Source organism: Paraburkholderia caballeronis, from assembly GCF_900104845.1.
In the GTDB taxonomy this organism is placed as follows: Bacteria; Pseudomonadota; Gammaproteobacteria; order Burkholderiales; family Burkholderiaceae; genus Paraburkholderia; species Paraburkholderia caballeronis.
Map to the genome: position 1 here is coordinate 2,265,979 of NZ_FNSR01000001.1, position 18,441 is coordinate 2,284,419.

Annotated in this window: 16 protein-coding genes; 5 read left to right on the forward strand and 11 right to left on the reverse strand. The window is 68.5% G+C overall.

Annotation, left to right across the window (positions count from 1 at the left end; genetic code table 11):
• The first annotated feature begins 4 nt into the window (after window positions 1-4).
• Window positions 5-1,360, forward strand: a complete 1,356-nt coding sequence (locus BLV92_RS10125; protein WP_090546977.1) for an MATE family efflux transporter — start codon at window positions 5-7, stop codon at window positions 1,358-1,360.
• 33 nt (window positions 1,361-1,393) lie between these two features.
• Here BLV92_RS10125 and BLV92_RS10130 read toward each other — a convergent pair whose 3' ends face one another.
• The 5 genes from BLV92_RS10130 to BLV92_RS10150 form a co-directional block, all read right to left on the reverse strand.
• Entirely contained in the window at window positions 1,394-2,515 is a 1,122-nt protein-coding gene (locus BLV92_RS10130) for an acetoin dehydrogenase dihydrolipoyllysine-residue acetyltransferase subunit (protein WP_090544563.1), read from the reverse strand.
• Between the two features lie 4 nt (window positions 2,516-2,519).
• On the reverse strand, window positions 2,520-3,524 hold the full coding sequence (locus BLV92_RS10135; RefSeq protein WP_090544564.1) for an alpha-ketoacid dehydrogenase subunit beta: 1,005 nt from the start codon (window positions 3,522-3,524) through the stop codon (window positions 2,520-2,522).
• A gap of 44 nt (window positions 3,525-3,568) precedes the next feature.
• Window positions 3,569-4,552, reverse strand: a complete 984-nt coding sequence (locus BLV92_RS10140; RefSeq protein ID WP_090544565.1) for a thiamine pyrophosphate-dependent dehydrogenase E1 component subunit alpha — start codon at window positions 4,550-4,552, stop codon at window positions 3,569-3,571.
• Between the two features lie 109 nt (window positions 4,553-4,661).
• Window positions 4,662-5,438 carry an SDR family NAD(P)-dependent oxidoreductase gene (locus tag BLV92_RS10145; protein ID WP_090544566.1) on the reverse strand — a complete coding sequence of 259 codons (777 nt, stop codon included), beginning with the start codon at window positions 5,436-5,438 and terminating at the stop codon, window positions 4,662-4,664.
• A 29-nt stretch (window positions 5,439-5,467) separates the two neighbouring features.
• Window positions 5,468-6,526, reverse strand: a complete 1,059-nt coding sequence (locus BLV92_RS10150) for an ATP-NAD kinase family protein (protein ID WP_090544567.1) — start codon at window positions 6,524-6,526, stop codon at window positions 5,468-5,470.
• A 476-nt stretch (window positions 6,527-7,002) separates the two neighbouring features.
• On the opposite strand from BLV92_RS10150, the gene BLV92_RS10155 reads away from it, so the two are divergent.
• From BLV92_RS10155 to BLV92_RS10165, 3 genes are all read left to right on the forward strand, one after another.
• Entirely contained in the window at window positions 7,003-8,943 is a 1,941-nt protein-coding gene (locus BLV92_RS10155; protein ID WP_090544568.1) for a sigma-54-dependent Fis family transcriptional regulator, read from the forward strand.
• Between the two features lie 349 nt (window positions 8,944-9,292).
• A complete protein-coding gene (locus BLV92_RS10160) occupies window positions 9,293-9,886 on the forward strand; it encodes a ComEA family DNA-binding protein (protein WP_090544569.1) in 594 nt (197 codons plus the stop codon).
• A 128-nt stretch (window positions 9,887-10,014) separates the two neighbouring features.
• Entirely contained in the window at window positions 10,015-10,455 is a 441-nt protein-coding gene (locus BLV92_RS10165) for a YidB family protein (RefSeq protein WP_090544570.1), read from the forward strand.
• 157 nt (window positions 10,456-10,612) lie between these two features.
• On the opposite strand, the gene clpB is transcribed toward BLV92_RS10165, so the two are convergent.
• Complete coding sequence (gene clpB, locus BLV92_RS10170) at window positions 10,613-13,210, reverse strand: ATP-dependent chaperone ClpB (RefSeq protein WP_090544571.1); 2,598 nt, start codon at window positions 13,208-13,210, stop codon at window positions 10,613-10,615.
• A 183-nt stretch (window positions 13,211-13,393) separates the two neighbouring features.
• Window positions 13,394-13,882 carry an RrF2 family transcriptional regulator gene (locus tag BLV92_RS10175; RefSeq protein WP_090544572.1) on the reverse strand — a complete coding sequence of 163 codons (489 nt, stop codon included), beginning with the start codon at window positions 13,880-13,882 and terminating at the stop codon, window positions 13,394-13,396.
• Window positions 13,883-14,045: 163 nt separating this feature from the next.
• Here BLV92_RS10175 and BLV92_RS10180 point away from each other — a divergent pair, with 163 nt between their 5' ends.
• Window positions 14,046-14,603, forward strand: a complete 558-nt coding sequence (locus BLV92_RS10180) for a group III truncated hemoglobin (RefSeq protein ID WP_090544573.1) — start codon at window positions 14,046-14,048, stop codon at window positions 14,601-14,603.
• Window positions 14,604-14,676: 73 nt separating this feature from the next.
• On the opposite strand, the gene BLV92_RS10185 is transcribed toward BLV92_RS10180, so the two are convergent.
• From BLV92_RS10185 to thrC, 4 genes are all read right to left on the reverse strand, one after another.
• Window positions 14,677-15,150, reverse strand: coding sequence for a molybdenum cofactor biosynthesis protein MoaE (locus BLV92_RS10185; RefSeq protein WP_090544574.1), 474 nt, complete (start codon window positions 15,148-15,150; stop codon window positions 14,677-14,679).
• 25 nt (window positions 15,151-15,175) lie between these two features.
• Entirely contained in the window at window positions 15,176-15,433 is a 258-nt protein-coding gene (gene moaD / locus BLV92_RS10190) for a molybdopterin converting factor subunit 1 (RefSeq protein WP_090544575.1), read from the reverse strand.
• A 10-nt stretch (window positions 15,434-15,443) separates the two neighbouring features.
• Entirely contained in the window at window positions 15,444-16,667 is a 1,224-nt protein-coding gene (locus BLV92_RS10195) for a molybdopterin molybdotransferase MoeA (protein ID WP_342029111.1), read from the reverse strand.
• 318 nt (window positions 16,668-16,985) lie between these two features.
• Complete coding sequence (thrC, locus tag BLV92_RS10200) at window positions 16,986-18,437, reverse strand: threonine synthase (RefSeq protein WP_090544577.1); 1,452 nt, start codon at window positions 18,435-18,437, stop codon at window positions 16,986-16,988.
• Window positions 18,438-18,441 lie beyond the last annotated feature (4 nt).

Consider the following 18,441-nt stretch of genomic DNA (forward strand, 5'->3'; position numbering starts at 1 on the left):
CCCGATGTTCAACGACCTGCGCAGGATCGCCGGCCTCGCGTGGCCGGTGCTGATCGGCCAGCTTGCGATCATCGCGTTCGGCGTGATCGACACCGCGATGGTCGGCCGCTACTCGGCGCTCGACCTCGCGGCGCTCGGGCTCGGCTCGTCGATCTACATTTCCGTCTACATCGGCCTCACCGGCATCCTGACCGCGTTGCAGCCGGTCGCGGCGCAACTGTACGGCGCGCGGCGCGACCTCGAAATCGGCGAGGAAGTGCGCCAGGCGCTGTGGCTCGGCCTCGCGCTCGTCGTGATCGGCTTCGCGATCCTGTATTTCCCCGGCCCGCTGCTCGACCTCGCGCATCCGTCCGCCGCGCTGCACGAGCGCACCGCGAGTTATCTGCGGCTGCTGTCGTTCGGCTTGCCCGCGAGCCTCGCGTTCCGCGTGTACAGTTCGCTCGCGAACGCGGTCGGACGGCCGCGTCTCGTGATGATCCTGCAAGTGGGCGCGCTCGCGCTGAAGGTGCCGCTGAACCAGTGGCTGATCTTCGGCGGGCTCGGCGTGCCGGCGCTCGGCGGCCCCGGCTGCGCGCTCGCGAGCACCGCGCTCAACTGGGCGCTCGCCGCGTTCGCCGTGCTCGCGCTCACGCGCGTCGACGTGTTCGCGCCGTTCGAAATCTTCAAGCGCTTCTGCTGGCCGCAATGGAAGCGCCAGGCCGAATTGCTGAAGCTCGGCATTCCGATGGGGCTGTCGTACCTGATCGAAGTGACGTCGTACACGTTCATGGCACTCTTCATCGCGCGCTTCGGCACGACGACGCTCGCCGGCCACCAGATCGCCGGCAACCTCGGCGCGGTGCTGTACATGACGCCGCTGTCCATCGGCATCGCGACCTCGACGCTCGTCGCGCAGGCGCTCGGCGCGCAGCGCGCGGCACAGGCGCGCAGGCTCGCGCGGCACGGCATCGCGACCGCGGTGGTGATCGCGTGCGGCTACTCGGCGATCGTGTTCGCGCTGCGGCCGCTGATCATCGGCGGTTATACGCCGGACCCGGCGGTCTCGCTCGCCGCGATGCCGCTTGTCGCGATCGTCGCGCTGTATCACGTATTCGACGCGTTGCAGGTCACGACCGCGTTCGCCTTGCGCGCATACAAGGTCGTGGTCGTGCCGACCGTGATCTACGCGGTCGCGCTGTGGGGCGTCGGGCTCGGCGGCGGTTATCTGCTCGGCTTCGACGTGATCGGCGCGACGCCGTCGTGGATGACCGGCGCGCGCGGGTTCTGGATCGCGAATACCGCGAGCCTCGTGATCGCCGGCGCCGGGCTGGCCGTGTATCTCGCGCGGATCAGCGCGCGCCGCGAGCGCGCAGCGGACTGACCGATGCGGCCGCGTGATTCGCAGCCGCCGTCGTCAAGTCCCTTCGTCGAAGAACGATTTCAGCAGGCGGTTCACGTCGGCCGCAGCCTCCATCTGCACCATGTGGCCGTAACCGGCCAGCACCTCGACGCGCACCGCCTCCGGCAGCCCCGCCGCATGGCTTGACGGGATCACCTGATCGGCGTCGCCCCAGACCACCAGCGTGCGCGGCGCAAGCGCGCCGATCCGCTCGCGCAGCACGCGCCGCTGCGTCGAGCCTTCGAACGCCTGCGCGGCGATCTTCTTCAGCGCGTCCTGCACGCCTTCGAGCCGCTTGTACTTCACCAGGTCCTCGATCATCTGCCGCGTGACGAGCGCCGGGTCCGCGAACAGATTCAGCACCGGCGCCTTCAGCGCGTTGCGGTTCGTCCCCGCGACGAAGCCGTCGATATACGCGCCGTTGATTTCTTCGCCAAGACCCGCGCTCGAAATCAGCGTCAGCGACGCGACCCGCTGCGGCGCGATCGACGCCACCGTCATCGCGACCGCGCCGCCGAGCGAATGGCCGACCAGATGCGCGCGGCCGATCTGCTGTGCGTCGAGAAAATCGAGCACGCTCTGCGCGAGTTCGTCGATGCTGCCGCTTTCGACCGCCTTGCCCGATTCGCCGTGTCCCGGCAGATCGAGCGCCCATACGGTCCGCCCCGCCGCAAGCTCCGCGTGATTGAACATCCAGCCGTTCAGATCGCCGCCGAAACCGTGGATCAGCACGACCGGCGTGCCGCCGCCGTCGCCGATCTTCAGGTAGCGGACCGTGCGCCCGCCGATCTGGGTCTTTTCCGGCTGCGGGCCGGCGTCCGCGTCGGCCGCCGTCGCCGGCACGAAGTCGCGCTGGAATGCCTCGACTGCCGCGTCGATGTCCGCGTCCGGCGTTTCGTCGTCCGCGACCACTCCCAGCAGCGCGCCGACCGGCAGCGTGTCGCCCTCGTTCGCGATCTGCCGGCGCAGCGTGCCGTCGAATGCGCACTCGACGCCGGACGCGATCTTGTCGGTCTCCACGTCGACGAGTTCGTCGCCGCGCCCGACGCGCGCGCCGAGCGGCTTCAGCCAGCCGTTCACCTGTCCCTGCTCCATCGACAGCCCCCACTTGGGCATCGTGATCATGTGGATCGGCATGGCGTCAGCTCCTCGCGTGGCGCACGGCCGCCGCGATCCGGTCCGCCGACGGGATGTACAGGTCTTCGAGCACGCCCGCGAACGGCACCGGCGTATGCGGCGCGGTCACCAGTTCGATCGGCGCCTTCAGGTCGCGGAACGCGTGCTGTGCGACGAGCGCGGCGATGTCGGTCGCGATCGAGCAGCGCGGATTCGCCTCGTCCACCACCACCACGCGGCCGGTGCGGCTCGCGCTTTCGAGGATCGTTTCCTCGTCGAGCGGCGACGTCGTGCGCAGGTCGATCACGTCCACGTCGATCCCTTCGGCCGCGAGTTTCTGCGCGGCGTCGGACGCGTAGTGGACCATCCGCCCATAGGTGACGATCGTCGCGTCGTCGCCGTCGCGCACGATGTTCGCCTCGCCGAACGGAATCGAATACGACTCCTCCGGCACGTCGCCTTCGCGGCTGTACAGCAGCTTGTGCTCGCAGAAGATCACCGGGTCGTCGTCGCGGATCGCCTCGATCAGCAGTCCCTTCGCGTCATACGGCGTCGACGGGCAGACGACCTTCAGCCCCGGAATGTGCGTGAACAGCGACGTCAGCATCTGCGAGTGCTGCGCGGCCGCGCGCAGCCCCGCGCCCTGCATCGTGCGGATCACGACCGGCGTGACCGCCTTGCCGCCGAACATGTAGCGGAACTTCGCCGCCTGGTTGAAGATCTGGTCGAAGCAGACGCCCATGAAGTCGATGAACATCAGTTCCGCGACCGGCCGCAGCCCGCACGCGGCCGCGCCGACCGCCGTGCCGATGAACCCGCCTTCCGACAGCGGGGTGTCGAGCACCCGCCCCGGATACTTGCCGTACAGCCCCTTCGTCACGCCGAGCACGCCGCCCCACGCGTCCTGCTCGCCGGGCGCGCCCGCGCCGCCCGCGTTGTCCTCGCCCATCACGATCACGTTGTCGTCGCGCGCCATCTCCTGCGACAGCGCCTCGTTGATCGCCTGCGAAAAGCTGATTTTCCGTGCCATGTCTCGCTCCTCGATTCGTTTCGGTGTCCACTCGCGCATGCCGTTCAGGGATACGACACGTACACGTCGGTCAGCAGTTCTTCCGCCGCCGGCAGCGGCGCGGCCTTCGCTTTCGCGACCGCGTCGTCGATCAGCGCCTTCACTTCCGCATCGACCGCGCGCAGGTCGTCGGTGCGCAGCAGTTCGGCTCGCACGACGCGCTCTTCGAAACGCTTCAACGCATCCTTTTCGTCGCGCAGCTTCTGCACCTCGCCGGGCGCGCGATAGGTCTGCGCGTCGCCTTCGAAGTGGCCGAAGTAGCGCGACAACTTCACCTCGACGAGCGTCGGGCCGCCGCCGCTGCGCGCGCGGGCGATCGCCTCGCCGAGCGCCTCGTGCACCGCGAAGAAGTCGAAGCCGTCGACGATCACGCCCGGCATGCCGAAGCCGTTCGCGCGGTCCGCGATGTTGTCCGACGCGACCGACCACGTGGCCGCGGTCGCTTCCGCATAACCGTTGTTCTCCGCGACGAAGATCACCGGCAGCCGCCACACCGACGCGAGATTCATCGACTCGAAGATCACGCCCTGGTTCGACGCGCCGTCGCCGAAGAAACACACGCCGACGCCGCCGGTCTTCTTCAGCTTCGCGGCGAGCGCCGCGCCGCACGTGAGCGGCCCGCCCGCGCCGACGATCCCGTTCGCGCCGAGCATCCCTTTCGACAGGTCCGCGATGTGCATCGAACCGCCCTTGCCGCGGCACGAACCGCTTGAGCGGCCGTAGATCTCGGCCATCATCCCGTGCACGTCGACGCCCTTCGCGATGCAGTGACCGTGGCCGCGATGGGTGGTCGCCACATAATCGGCGTCGTTCAGGTGCGTCATCGTGCCGACCGCGGATGCCTCCTCGCCCGCGTACAGATGCACGAAACCCGGAATGTCGCCGGTCGCGAACTCGACGTGCAGCCGCTCCTCGAACTCGCGGATCGTGCGCATCGAGCGATACGCCTTCAGTAGCTGCTCCCGGTTCAACTGGGTCGATACAGACATGGTTGTCTCCTTGTCGAATGAAGCCGGCGCGTCAGCGCCTGCTCCGGTCCCATCCAAAGCTGGGAATACGCTTCTTTCATGGTTGCGTCACTGCGGCGGCGGCGCGATCTCAATGGAACGTGAAGCCGCCGTCGACGTTCACTGCCTGGCCCGTTACGTTGTCCATCGTCGCGAAGAACACGGCGAGCCGTCCCATGTCCTCCGGCGTCTGCGCGCGCCCCTGCGGAATCAGCGTCAACTGGTGGCGCTGCCACGACTCCTCGACCGACTCGCCCGCGTTCTTCCACTCGTCGGCCAGCCGGTCCCACATGTAGGTGCGCACGATGCCCGGACAGATCGCGTTCACGGTGATCCCTTCGCGCGCGACCTCCTTCGCGAGCGCGTTCGTGAAGCCGACCACCGCGAACTTCGATGCGCTGTAGTGCGCGAGATTCGGGAAACCCTCCTTGCCCGCGATCGACGCGACGTTGATGATCCGTCCGCGCCGCTGCGCGCGCAGATGCGGCAACGCCGCCTTGCAGCCGAGGAACGTGCCTTTCGCGTTCACGTCCATCACGAAATCCCAGTCTTTTTCGGTCAGTTCGGATACCGGATGAATCGAGATCACGCCCGCGCAGTTCACGAGAATGTCGAGGCCGCCGAGTTCGCCGATGGCCTGCGCGATCATCGCGTCGACCTGCGCGGACTGCGTGACGTCGACCTTCGCGAGCGCCGCGCGGCGGCCCAGCTCGCGCACGTCGTTCGCGGTTTTCGCGAGCGGCGCGTCGAGCAGGTCCGCGAGCAGCACGTCCGCTCCGGCGCGCGCGAGTTCGAGCGCGATGCCCCGGCCGATGCCGCGCGCGCCGCCGGTCACGATCGCGATCCGGCCTTTCAGGGGTTCGTCCATGGGGGTGTCTCCTTTCGTTGTCGTCCGGGTCAGCGGCCGGACGTGGCCGCGTCGCGCAGCATCTGATGAGACGCCGCATAACGCAGCGTGCGCGCGACGTCGACGGTCAACGGGCCGCGCCAGTCGAGCGTCACTTCGTAACGGTCGCCGCGCGCGGGCTCGATCTCGCGTTCGCCATCGAACGCGAGCGTGCCGTGCCGCGCTTCGAGCGGCGTCGGCAGGCCGACTTCGAGCCGCTGGCAGGTGCGCATCGTCACGCGCCCGATGCGGCCCGGGGCGATCGGCGCGACGAGCGGCATGCCGCCCGGCTCGCCATCCGCCGCGAACGTCATGTGCAAACCGTGCGACGCGTCGCGGCCGACCGGCGCCCATGCGCCGCCGATCGACGACAGCCCGATGCCGTCCGGCGGCGCGAACGTGAGGAACAGCGCGCCGATGCCGGCGCTGTCCGAGATCGCGCGCGCACCGATGAACGGCTGCCGCGCGACGCAGACGTCGACGAGCGCGATCTCCTCGCGGCCGCGGTTCGGCCCTTCGACGCAGCGCGCGACGAGCCGCTTGTTGCGCACCAGCGCGGTCTCGGCGGGCACCGCGCCGGTCGCGACGAGCGCGCCCGCGATGCCGGCGACGGTCGCCTCGCGCAACTCGGGAAACGCGTTGTTCGTGCCGGTGGACAGCGCGAGCAACGGCACCTCGCCGCAACACGCGGCGACCGCGCGATGCGTGCCGTCGCCGCCGAGCACCGCGATCAGCGCAACTTTTTCGCGGACCATGTGCGCGACGCCCGCATGCGTGTCCGCGACGCTGTCCGTGATCGGCAGATCGACGAACTCGACCTGCGGCCAACGCTCGTGCGCGGCGACCGCCGCGTGCGTGTCGAGCGCGCGCAGCAGCAGCGCCGCGACGCCGGTGCGGTCGCGCAGCGTCACTACGCGCGTGACGCCGAGCGCGCCGAGGCCCGCGAGCAGGCGCACGACCATGTTGGCCTTCTCGGCAGTCGGAAAGACGGAAGCGTGCGTGGTCAGGCGGCGAATGTCGCGACCCGATGCGGGGTTCGCGATCACGCCTACGGTCACGGGCGATGTCACAGGGCTTGTCTCCTGCCCGCGAGGTCGTCCGCCTGCGGGCTTGTCGATACGGTCGGGCCGCGTCTCGCACGGCGTCGATGCCGTCACGCAATCTGCAAGGGCCATGCCAAAACGCCGAGACGCGCGGGACTCGCCCGTCGAGCCGCGTCGCAGCGTGGTGCGCGCTTCTTTCATACGGTTGCCTGGACGCCGGGTATCGGGCCGCGTCGCGTCTCACACTGTGTCTCGTCGCGACGGCTGCAAATTGCTTCGTCATCTTGATCGATGCGGGAGGCCCGCGGCACAGGGCTGCGCGCATCCGGCAACGAGAATCTCGCGCCCGGCGGCCCGGTGAGACAAACGTCTCACGCGTCTCGCTTGCTGCGCTGCGGTGTGATTGCGCGGCGCGGATGTGCTACAAAAACGTACCTTCCGTGGCGCGGACCCGCCGCGCCGTCCCGATGCCAACCCGCGATGCAACCCGCCTGGAGCCGCCGATGCCCTATGCCGTTGCGTACAGCCAGCACGCGGCGCGCGTGCGCGGCGCGGTCGAAGGCCGGCTGCCCGCGCCGGCCGGCTCGCCGCGTCTCGTGTCGTCGTGGCAGCGTTCGTTCGAGCGTTATCGACTGGACCCCGGCTCGGTGATCGGCCCGCGCGTGCTGACCGCGTCCGAACTGCGCGAGGTCCGCGACCGCGAGGACGCGTTCCTGCGCGCATCCGGCCAGTGCCTCACGCAGTTGCACGACACCATCCGCGACGCCGATTACTGCGTGATGCTGACCGACGCGCACGGCGTGACGATCGACTACCGGATCGACCGCGACCGCCGCAACGACTTCAGGCACGCGGGGCTCTATATCGGCTCGTGCTGGTCCGAGAGCGAGGAAGGCACCTGCGGGATAGCAAACGTGCTGACCGATCTCGCGCCGATCACCGTGCACAAGACCGATCACTTTCGCGCGGCGTTCACGACGCTCACGTGCAGCGCCGCGCCGATCTTCGCGCCGGGCGGCGAGCTGATCGGCGTGCTCGACGCGTCGGCGGTGCAGTCGCCGGACAACCGCGACAGCCAGCGGATCGTGAACCGGCTGGTCCGCCAGAGCGCCGCGCTGATCGAGGACGGTTATTTCCTGCATCGCACCGCGTCGTGCTGGGTGCTGTTCGGGCATCAGAACCGCAGCTATGTCGAGGCGCAGCCGGAACTGCTGATCGCATTCGACGAGAACGGCAACGTCGTCGCCGCGAACCGCCGCGCCCACGACACGCTCGCGGGCCTCGACGGCCCGCGCCATATCGACGAGATCTTTGATTCGTCGCATGTGCAACTGCGCGACGTCGGCCGCATCGAGACGATCGCGGCGCTGCGGCTGCGCGCGACCGGCGCGACGCTGTACGCGCGGATTCGCGCGCCGCTCGACCGCACGCGCTTCGGCGTGCCGAACCAGCCGCATCGCCGTGCGGAGTCCATGCAGGAGACCGGCGCGCTCGGCCCGTTCCTGCGCAGCGGCGATGCGCGCGTCGCCGCGAACGCGCGCATCGCTCAACGCATCGTCGGCAAACGTCTGCCGATCCTGCTGCTCGGAGAAACGGGCGCGGGCAAGGAAGTGTTCGCGCGCGCGATCCACGACGCGGGGCCGCGCGCGAGCCGGCCGTTCGTCGCGGTGAATTGCGGCGCGCTGCCGGAATCGCTGATCGAAAGCGAGCTGTTCGGTTATGCGCCCGGCGCGTTCACCGGCGCGCGGCGGCACGGCGCGCGCGGCAAGATCGCGATGGCCGACGGCGGCACGCTGTTCCTCGACGAGATCGGCGACATGCCGCTCGTGTTGCAGACGCGGCTCCTGCGCGTGCTCGCGGAAGGCGAAGTGGTGCCGCTCGGCAGCGAGACGCCGGTGCGCGTCGATCTCGACGTAATCTGCGCGACGCACCGCGACCTCGCGCGGATGACCGCCGACGGCGCGTTCCGCGACGATCTCTATTACCGGCTGAGCGGCGCGGTGCTGACGCTGCCGCCGCTGCGCGAGCGGCGCGACATCCGCTCGCTGATCGACGCGGTGTTCGACGAAGAGGCGCGCGCGACCGGCCGCCCGCTGAGACTCGACGACGCGCTCGCGCAGCGGCTCGCCGCGTTCGCGTGGCCCGGCAACCTGCGCCAGTTGCGCAACGTGCTGCGCTTCGCGTGCGCGGTCTGCGATGCGGCGCGGGTCGACGCGCGGCATCTGCCGGCCGATCTGGCCGCGCAGTTCGCGACGTCGCCGGATGAGCCCGTAACGCCGCACGGCCGACATGACGACGCCGACCGCCAGCGCGCGAAAATCGTCGCCGCGCTGACCGCGCATCACTGGCGGCCGAACGCGACGGCTCATGCGCTCGGCATCTCGCGCGCGACGCTGTACCGGCGCATCGCGAAACTCGGGATCGTCGCGCCGCATCGCGTTTGAACGCGTCGTCACCCGCGCGCCATCGACCAGCCACGCCCCACTGCCGGGCGGGAACGTCGACGCCCATCGGGGCTCGCCGCGATCCGACAAGACCCGACGCACGCCCTGCATCCGCCCCACCGCATCCCCACAAACGGTTGCCGATGCACCGGCCGCCGACACGTCCCGCTTGTCGAGGAAATGTTAAATATTGTCCGACCGATTTACTCGTCATAAATGGATCGGTATAACTCGACAAGCTTTCAGTTGAAGGGGACGCCGTCTATCCTATGCTTGTAGCGCAGCGCCGCTGGCTGAATGCGTCGTCCGTTCCCGGCTAATTCGTTTTGCCCTCAATGGAGTGATTGCCATGCTGAAGAAGCTGTTGATGCTGTGCGTTGCGTTGGGCCTGTCGTTGTCCGCCGCGCTCGCGGCCGCAGTCGAAGTGAACACGGCCGACGAGGCCGCGCTCGAATCGGTGAAGGGCATCGGCCCGGTCCATGCGAAGGCGATCATCGACGAGCGCGCGAAGAACGGTCCGTTCAAGAGCGCGGACGACCTCGCGGACCGCGTGAAGGGCATCGGTCCGAAGTCGGTGCAGAACCTCGAAGCCGCCGGGCTGACGATCAACGGTTCGGCGGCGCCGCCGTCCGGCCAGAGCGCGTCGAAGACCACGCGCGCCAGCAAGGCCGCGGCGCCCGCTGCGACGACGGCCGCGGCGCCCGCGCCCGCTCCGGCTGCCCCAGCCGCGACGACGCCCGCCGCGACCACCGCGACCACCGCGCAAACGGAAGCCGCGCCGACGAAGCGCCGCAGCCGCAAGGCCGCCGTGGCAGCCAGCGCGCCGGCCGCCGATACGACCACGACCGCTGCCGCCAATGCGGCATCGGACGGCAAGGCGACGAAGCCGAAACGCGCGCGCAAGAGCAAGGCCGCGTCGGCCGCCGCCGCATCCGGCGCCTGAGCGCCGCGATCAGCCGGCGCGTGCCGCGTTCGCGCGGCGCGCGCCGATTCATTCATCCTCCGCGGCGGGCGATGCACGCCGCATGTCGTACCGCGCGTTTGCCGCGCCCAACCTGAAGAGAGACCGTCATGAGCCTGCTAGATACCCTCGGTTCCCTGTTCAACTCCTCGTCGACCCAGCAGGGCGGCGGCCAGCAGGCGCTCATCGCCGCGGCGATGGAGTTCGTCAACAACCAGCCCGGCGGCCTGAACGGGCTGATCCAGAAGTTCCAGCAAGGCGGCATCGGCGACGTGATCCAGTCGTGGGTCAGCAACGGCGAGAACCAGCCGGTGTCCGCCGATCAACTGCACAGCGTGCTCGGCTCCGACGCGGTGTCGGGCCTCGCGCAGAAAGTCGGCCTGCAGCCGGACCAGGTGAGCGGCCTGCTCGCGCAGGTGCTGCCGCACGTCGTCAACGCGGCGACGCCGAACGGCGAAGTGCCGGCCGAAGGCGCGATCAACACCGAAAGCGTGCTCGGCACGCTCGGCGGCCTCGCGGCGCTGTTCGGCGGCGGCAACAAGAGCGCGTAAGCGTCGACGCACGGGCGGCGGCGCATCGCGCCAGCCGTCTTTCAGCGCGCGGGTGCCGTGCCTCGATCACGGCGCATGAAAAAAGGGCAACGAATGACTTCGTTGCCCTTTCTGTTTGCGGCGCGGCGCGCGGACCCGCGCGCCGCGACCGGCTTCGTCAATGCACGACGCGTTCGAACACGAGCTTGCCGTCCTGGACGTCGACCGGAATCACGTCCTTCGGCCCGAACCGGCCCGCGAGAATCAGCTTCGCGACCGGGTTTTCGATCTCCTGCTGGATCGCGCGCTTCAGCGGCCGCGCGCCGAACAGCGGATCGTAGCCGACCTTGCCGATCTGCTCCAACGCTTCGTCCGACACGACCAGCTGCATGTCGAGCTTCGCGAGCCGCTCCTGCAGCCGCTGCAACTGGATCTTCGCGATCGACTGGATGTTCGAGCGGTCGAGCGAATGGAACACGACCACGTCGTCGATCCGGTTCAGGAACTCCGGACGGAAGTGCAGCTTTACCTCGCCCCACACCGCGTCCTTCACCGCTTCCTGCGGCTCGCCGGCCATCGACTGGATCAGATGCGAGCCGAGGTTCGACGTCATCACGATCACCGTGTTCTTGAAGTCCACGGTGCGGCCCTGGCCGTCGGTCATGCGGCCGTCGTCGAGCACCTGGAGCAGCACGTTGAACACGTCCGGGTGCGCCTTCTCGATCTCGTCGAGCAGGATCACGCTATACGGCTTGCGGCGCACGGCTTCGGTCAGATAACCGCCTTCCTCGTAGCCGACATAACCCGGCGGCGCGCCGATCAGCCGCGCGACGCTGTGCTTCTCCATGAACTCGCTCATGTCGATGCGGATCAGATGATCCTCCGAATCGAACAGGAACCCCGCGAGCGCCTTGCACAGTTCGGTCTTGCCGACGCCGGTCGGCCCGAGGAACAGGAACGACCCATACGGCCGGTTCGGATCCGACAGCCCCGCACGCGAACGGCGGATCGCATCGGACACCGCGTCGATCGCCTCGTCCTGGCCGATCACGCGTTCGTGCAGCTTCGACTCGATCTGCAACAGCTTCTCGCGCTCGCCCTGCATCATCCGCGACACCGGAATGCCGGTCGACCGCGACACGACTTCCGCGATTTCCTCCGCGCCGACCTGGGTGCGCAAAAGGCGCGGACGCGTCGGGTTCGCCTGCTCGTTCGCTTCGGCCTGCGTGACCTGCTTCAGTTGCGCGTCGAGCTGCGGGAGCTTGCCGTATTGCAGTTCCGCAACCTTTTCGAGCTTGCCTTCGCGTTGCAGCCGCGTGATTTCCGCACGCGTTTTTTCGATCTCTTCCTTCAGTTGCGCGCTGCCCTGCACCGTCGCTTTCTCGGCGGTCCAGATTTCTTCGAGATCCGAATATTCGCGGTTCAGCCGGTCGATCTCTTCCTCGATCAGCTGCAGACGCTTTTGCGACGCCTCGTCCTTCTCCTTCTTCACGGCCTCGCGCTCGATCTTCAACTGGATCAGGCGGCGGTCGAGCCGGTCCATCTCTTCCGGCTTCGAGTCGATTTCCATCTTGATCTTCGACGCGGCTTCGTCGATCAGGTCGATCGCCTTGTCCGGCAGGAAACGGTCGGTGATGTAGCGATGCGACAGTTCCGCCGCCGCGACGATCGCCGGGTCGGTGATCTCCACGCCGTGGTGCAGTTCGTATTTTTCCTGCAGGCCGCGCAGGATCGCGATGGTCGCCTCGACCGACGGCTCGTCCACGAGCACCTTCTGGAACCGGCGTTCGAGCGCCGCGTCCTTCTCGATGTACTTGCGGTATTCGTCGAGCGTGGTCGCGCCGATGCAGTGCAACTCGCCGCGCGACAGCGCCGGCTTCAGCATGTTGCCCGCGTCCATCGCGCCTTCGGCCTTGCCGGCGCCGACCATCGTGTGAATCTCGTCGATGAACACGATCGTCTGGCCTTCGTCCTTCGCGATGTCGTTCAGCACCGACTTCAGACGCTCCTCGAACTCGCCGCGGTACTTCGCGCCGGCGAGCAGCGCGGCCATGTCGAGCGACAGCACGCGCTTGTTCTTAAGCGTCTCCGGCACTTCGCCGTTGACGATCCGCTGCGCGAGCCCTTCGACGATCGCCGTCTTGCCGACGCCCGGCTCGCCGATCAGCACCGGGTTGTTCTTCGTGCGGCGTTGCAGGATCTGGATCGAGCGGCGGATTTCGTCGTCGCGGCCGATCACCGGGTCGAGCTTGCCCGAGCGCGCGCGCTCGGTCAGGTCGACGGTGTACTTCTTCAGCGCCTCGCGCTGGCTCTCGGCGTCCTGGCTATGGACCTGCGAGCCGCCGCGCACCGCGACGATCGCCGCTTCGAGCGCCTTGCGCGTGACACCGTGCTGGCGCGCGAGCTTGCCTGCTTCGCCCTTGTCGTCCGCGACCGCGAGCAGGAACATCTCGCTCGCGATGTACGTGTCGTTCAGCTTCTGCGCTTCCTTGTCGGCCTGGTTCAGCAGGCCGAGCAGATCACGGCCGATCTGCACGTTGCCGTCGGTGCCCCGCACCTGCGGCAGACGCGTGATCGCGTCGTTCAGCGCGGTTTGCAGCGCCTGCACGTGAACGCCGGCGCGCGACATCAGCGAACGCGCGGAACCGTCCTGCTGCGCGACGAGCGCGGCGAGCAGGTGGACCGGTTCGATGTACTGGTTGTCGTGGCCGACGGCGAGACTTTGCGCGTCCGCGAGTGCTTCCTGGAATTTGGTGGTGAGTTTGTCGATTCTCATTTAGAACGAGACCTCCAGTTTTCTTAACTGTCACCAAATTGAGGGGGTTCGCGCAGGTTTCAAGCACTTTCCACGGCATTTTTTCCGCTGCGCGCGCGTGGGCGCACCAACCCGCTCAAATCCGCGTGCTGTGACGAATTGCCGCGATTGGCAACCTCGCTGTATCGGCCCGATTGCCCGCGCTCAGCGGGCGCGCGCTGCAGCCGCCGGCGGCCTCACGACCTTGACCGGCACGAGCCCGAGCAGTCCCGCAAGCGGTGCGGCCGGCTGCGCGATTTCGCCGATGGTATGACGGTCCAGTTCCGCGAGGAACGCCGCTCGGGCCGCCTCGAGCGCGTGCTTGAGCCGGCACTGCGGCTCGATGACGCACGCGCGACGCACGCCCTGTTCGTCCGGGAAACACCCGACCAGCGCGAAGTCGTTTTCGGTTGCGCGCACGACTGCGCCGACGCTCAGTTCCAGCGACCGCTCCGCGAGCCGCAGCCCGCCGTTGCGCCCGCGGATCGTATCGACCCAGCCCTGTTCCCCGAGCTGCTGAACCACCTTCATCAGATGGTTCTTCGAGATTCCGTAGGCGTCCGAGATCTCCTGGATCGTGACCAGCCCGTCGCGCTTGAGCGCGAGATAGAGCATCACCCGCAACGAATAGTCGGTGTAGTCGGTCAGTCTCATGATGGCGGCAACGCTTGAACAGAGGGACAAAACAGCGCGTTTGAGCGCCTGCGGCCACGATAACATGCGCAGACAATGCAGGTTTGAGCGGGCGCGGGTATCATGGCGCGTCGAATCTGATGCCGCGCGAACCGTTTTGCGTTCGCGCCGGTCCCGCCCGAACATGAGCCCTGCCGCCGCCCCTGCCTCCTCCGCTGCCGACACCCGGCACGCCGAACCCACCGAGGACAACGTCCGCGAACTCGTGTACGCGTTCTACGACCGCGTGCGCGCCGACGAACTGCTCGGCCCCGTGTTCGACGAAAAACTGGCCGGCCGCTGGGACGATCATCTGCCGAAGATGTGTCGCTTCTGGGGCAGCCTCGTGCTCGGCACGAAGACCTATCGCGGCAACGTGCAGCAGGTGCATCAGCCGCTCGACGGCATCGAGCCGCGTCACTTCAGCCGCTGGCTGTTCCTGTTCCTCGACACCGTGGAATCGCGTTTCCGGCCGGCCGCGGCCGTGCGCTTCATGGAGCCCGCGCTGCGGATCGCGCAAAGCCTGCAACTGAGCCGCTTCGGCTGGGACTACCCGATTCCGGCCGAGCAGCAGGCGCTGCTCGAACGCGTCGCTCCGCGGCGTCATCCGAAGAACGACGTGGACGACGCTCACGCGCATCGTCCGCGCGGCGAGCCGTTTCCGGCGAAGATCGTCGGGCGCGCAACGGACGGCGACGCCTGATTTATCGGCTCCCGGTTCCGCCGTCTCACGCGGCCTCAGATCCAGACCACTTCACGCGACCGCTCAGCGCCGGTCACTCGCCCGCGTTCCCCGGGCCGATCCCCCAGCGCGCAAGCGCCGCGTCGTCGGACACGCGCGCATCGACCCAGCGCGCGCCGTTTTCGGTCTGCTCCTTCTTCCAGAACGGCGCCTGGGTCTTCAGATAGTCCATCACGAATTCGCACGACGCGAACGCGTCGCCGCGATGCGCGGACGTCGTCGCGACCAGCACGATCTGGTCGAGCGGCTTCAGCCTGCCGACCCGGTGCACGATCAGCACGTCGATGCCCGGCCAGCGCCGCCGGGCGTCGGCGGCGATCGACTCCAGCGCCTTTTCGGTCATCCCCGGGTAATGCTCCAGTTCCATCTCCGCGACCGTGCTGCCGTCGTTCAGGTCGCGCACGGTGCCGACGAAACACGCGACCGCGCCGATCGACGGGTTCGCGGCCCGCAGTTGCGCGACCTCGGTGGTCAGGTCGAAGTCTTCGGTCTGCACGCGCACCGGCATCGTTCGTCCTCTCGCCTTGTTCGGGTCAGCCGCCGGTGACCGGCGGGAAAAACGCGACTTCGCAGCCGTCGGTGATCCGCGTGCCGGGGCCGGTCATCTCGTGATTGCACGCCATCCGCAGCGCGCGGCCGTCGGCGAGCGTGTCCGCCCAGACGCCGCCGCGCGCGCGCAGCCAGCCGCGCACGTCGCCGACCGTCGCGATGCCGTCCGGCACCGTGACCGTTTCGTCGGAGAGGCCGAGCGCCTCGCGCACGCTGGCGAAATATCTCAACTGGATCTTCATCGGGTCGGCATCAGTACAGCAGTTCGGTAAACGGAATGAAGCGGACGGTCTCGCCCGCTGTGATCGCATGGTTCGGCGGATTGTCGATCAGGCCGTCGCCCCAGACGGTCGACGTCAGCACCGCCGAACTCTGGTTCGGGAACAGGTCGAGGCCGCCCGCCGCGTTCACGCGCGCGCGCAGGAACTCGTTGCGGCGGTCGCCCTTCGGCTGCGTGAAGTCCGCGCGCAGCGACAGCGCGCGCGGGCTCACGTGCGTCGCGCCCGCGAGCCGCAGCACGAACGGCCGCACGAACAGCAGGAACGTGACGAAACTCGACACCGGATTGCCAGGCAGGCCGATGAAGAACGCTTCGCCGTCAGCCTCGCTCCGATCCGCGCCGCGCCGCACGGCGCCGAACGCGAGCGGCTTGCCCGGCTTCATCGCGATCTGCCACATCGACAGCCGTCCTTCGGCCTCGACCGCCGGTTTCACGTGGTCCTCCTCGCCGACCGATACGCCGCCGCAGGTCAGGATCAGGTCGTGCGCGCCGGCCGCTTCGCGCAGCGTCGCGCGCGTCGCGTCGAGGCTGTCCGGCACGATGCCGAAGTCGGTCACGTCGCAGCCGAGGTTCTGCAACAGTCCGCGCAGCGTGAAGCGGTTCGAGTTGTAGATCGCGCCGGGCTTCAGCGGCTCGCCGGGCATCGTCAGTTCGTCGCCGGTAAAGAACACCGCGACCTTCACGCGCCGCACGACGGTCAGCGCCGCGCAGCCGACCGACGCCGCGAGGCCGAGCGCCTGCGGCGTGAGGCGCGTGCCGGCCGGCAGGATCACCGAGTCGCGACGGATGTCCGCACCCTGCGCGGTGATCCATTCGCCGGCTTTCGGCGCGTGCACGATCGTCACGCCGCTGTCGGTCGCCTCGGTCTGCTCCTGCATCACGACGGCGTCCGCGCCGGGCGGCACTGTCGCGCCGGTGAAGATCCGCGCGGCGGTCCCGGCCGCGAGCGGCTGCGGCGCGTGGCCGGCCGGAATCCGCTGCGACACCGGCAGATGGCGACCGCCCTGCGCGAGATCGGCGGTGCGGATCGCGTAACCGTCCATCGCGCTCGTGTGCATCGGCGGCACGTCGAGCGGCGACACGACGTCGGCCGCGAGCACGCGGTTCAGCGCGTCGAGCGTCGCGAGGGTTTCGGTGCCGCCGATCGGGCGCGCGGCGCCGAGCAGCGTCGCGAGCGCATCGGCGGTCGAGAGCATCGGCGGGCGCGGCGCGGGCGCGGCAGGAGTCGGGGAAGTGGGTGTGGACATCGGTCGTGGTCGGAAGTCGGGCCGGCGCCGCGGAGCGCGTGCGCCGGGCCGGTTCGGAATAGTCTCGATATTGTAGCGGCCGGGGCGCGGCCATGTCGGCGGCGCCTTTCGTGACGTCGCTTCGGGCGTCGCAGCAACGCCGCGCTGCGGTCGATCGCGCGGCATCGCCACCCGGCGAAGCGCAAGAGCATCGCCACTAAAACACAGCGGGCGGCGCGTCCATCAAGAACCGCGCCGCCCGCCTGTCGTTACATCGCCGTCGTCGCGTCAGCCTTCGGTATGCGCGGCGACGTAGTCCTTCACGCGCTGCGCGTCGGCCGCGACGACCTCGAAACGCTGCGGCAGCGCCTCCAGCCCCGCGAACGCCGCCGGCCGCTCCGGCTCGCGTTGCAGCGCCTCGCGAATCGTCTCGCCGAACTTCACCGGCTGCGCGGTCTCCAGCACGACCATCGGCACGCCCGGCTGAAGATGCTCGCGCGCGACCTTCACGCCGTCGGCCGTGTGCGTGTCGATCATCGTGTCGTAGCGCGAGAACACGTCGCGGATCGTCGCGATCCGGTCCGCGTGGCTGCTGCGGCCCGACACGAAGCCGAACTGCGCGACGCGCGCGAAGTCGCCGCTCGCCGCGAGGTCGAAACCGCCCTTCTGCTCGACGTCCGCGAACAACTGGCGCACGCGCGCCGGATCGCGGCCGAGCAGGTCGTACACGAAACGCTCGAAGTTCGACGCCTTCGAGATGTCCATGCTCGGGCTGCTCGTGTGCCACGTTTCGGCCGAACCGCGCACACGGTAGATACCGGTGCGGAAGAACTCGTCGAGCACGTCGTTCTCGTTCGTCGCGACGACGAGCTTCTCGATCGGCAGCCCCATCATCCGCGCGATGTGGCCCGCGCACACGTTGCCGAAGTTGCCGGACGGCACCGTGAACGACACGCGCTCGTCGTTCGACTTCGTCGCCGCGAAATAACCGGCGAAGTAATAGACGACCTGCGCGACGACGCGCGCCCAGTTGATCGAGTTGACCGTGCCGATCTTGTGCTGCGCCTTGAACGCATGATCGTTCGACACCGCCTTCACGATGTCCTGGCAGTCGTCGAACACGCCCTCGACCGCCAGGTTGAAGATGTTCGGGTCTTGCAGGCTGAACATCTGCGCGGTCTGGAACGGGCTCATCTTGCGGTGCGGCGACAGCATGAACACGCGCACGCCCTTCTTGCCGCGCATCGCGTATTCGGCCGCGCTGCCGGTGTCGCCGGACGTCGCGCCGAGGATGTTCAACTGCTGCCCTGCCTTTGCGAGCGCGTACTCGAACAGGTTGCCGAGCAGTTGCATCGCCATGTCCTTGAACGCGAGCGTCGGCCCGTTCGACAGTTCGAGCAGCGCGAGCGGCGCGCCGTTCTCGACGCCGAGCGAACGCAGCGGCGTGATCTTCGCCGCGTTCTCGCCGTGGCGCACGTTGCAGTACGTCGCCGCCGTGTAGGTGCGGCGCGTCAGATCGCGCAGGTCGTGGGCCGGAACGTCGTCGCAGAACTTCGACAGGATCTCGAACGCGAGGTCCGCATACGACAGGCCGCGCCAGCGCGCGAGTTCGTCCGCGCCGATCGTCGGATAGTCGGCCGGCAGATACAGGCCGCCGTCGCGCGCGAGGCCGCCGAGCAGGATGTCGGAGAAGGAGTGATGCTCGCCGGCGCCCGCGCCGCGCGTGGAAACGTAGTTCATTGCA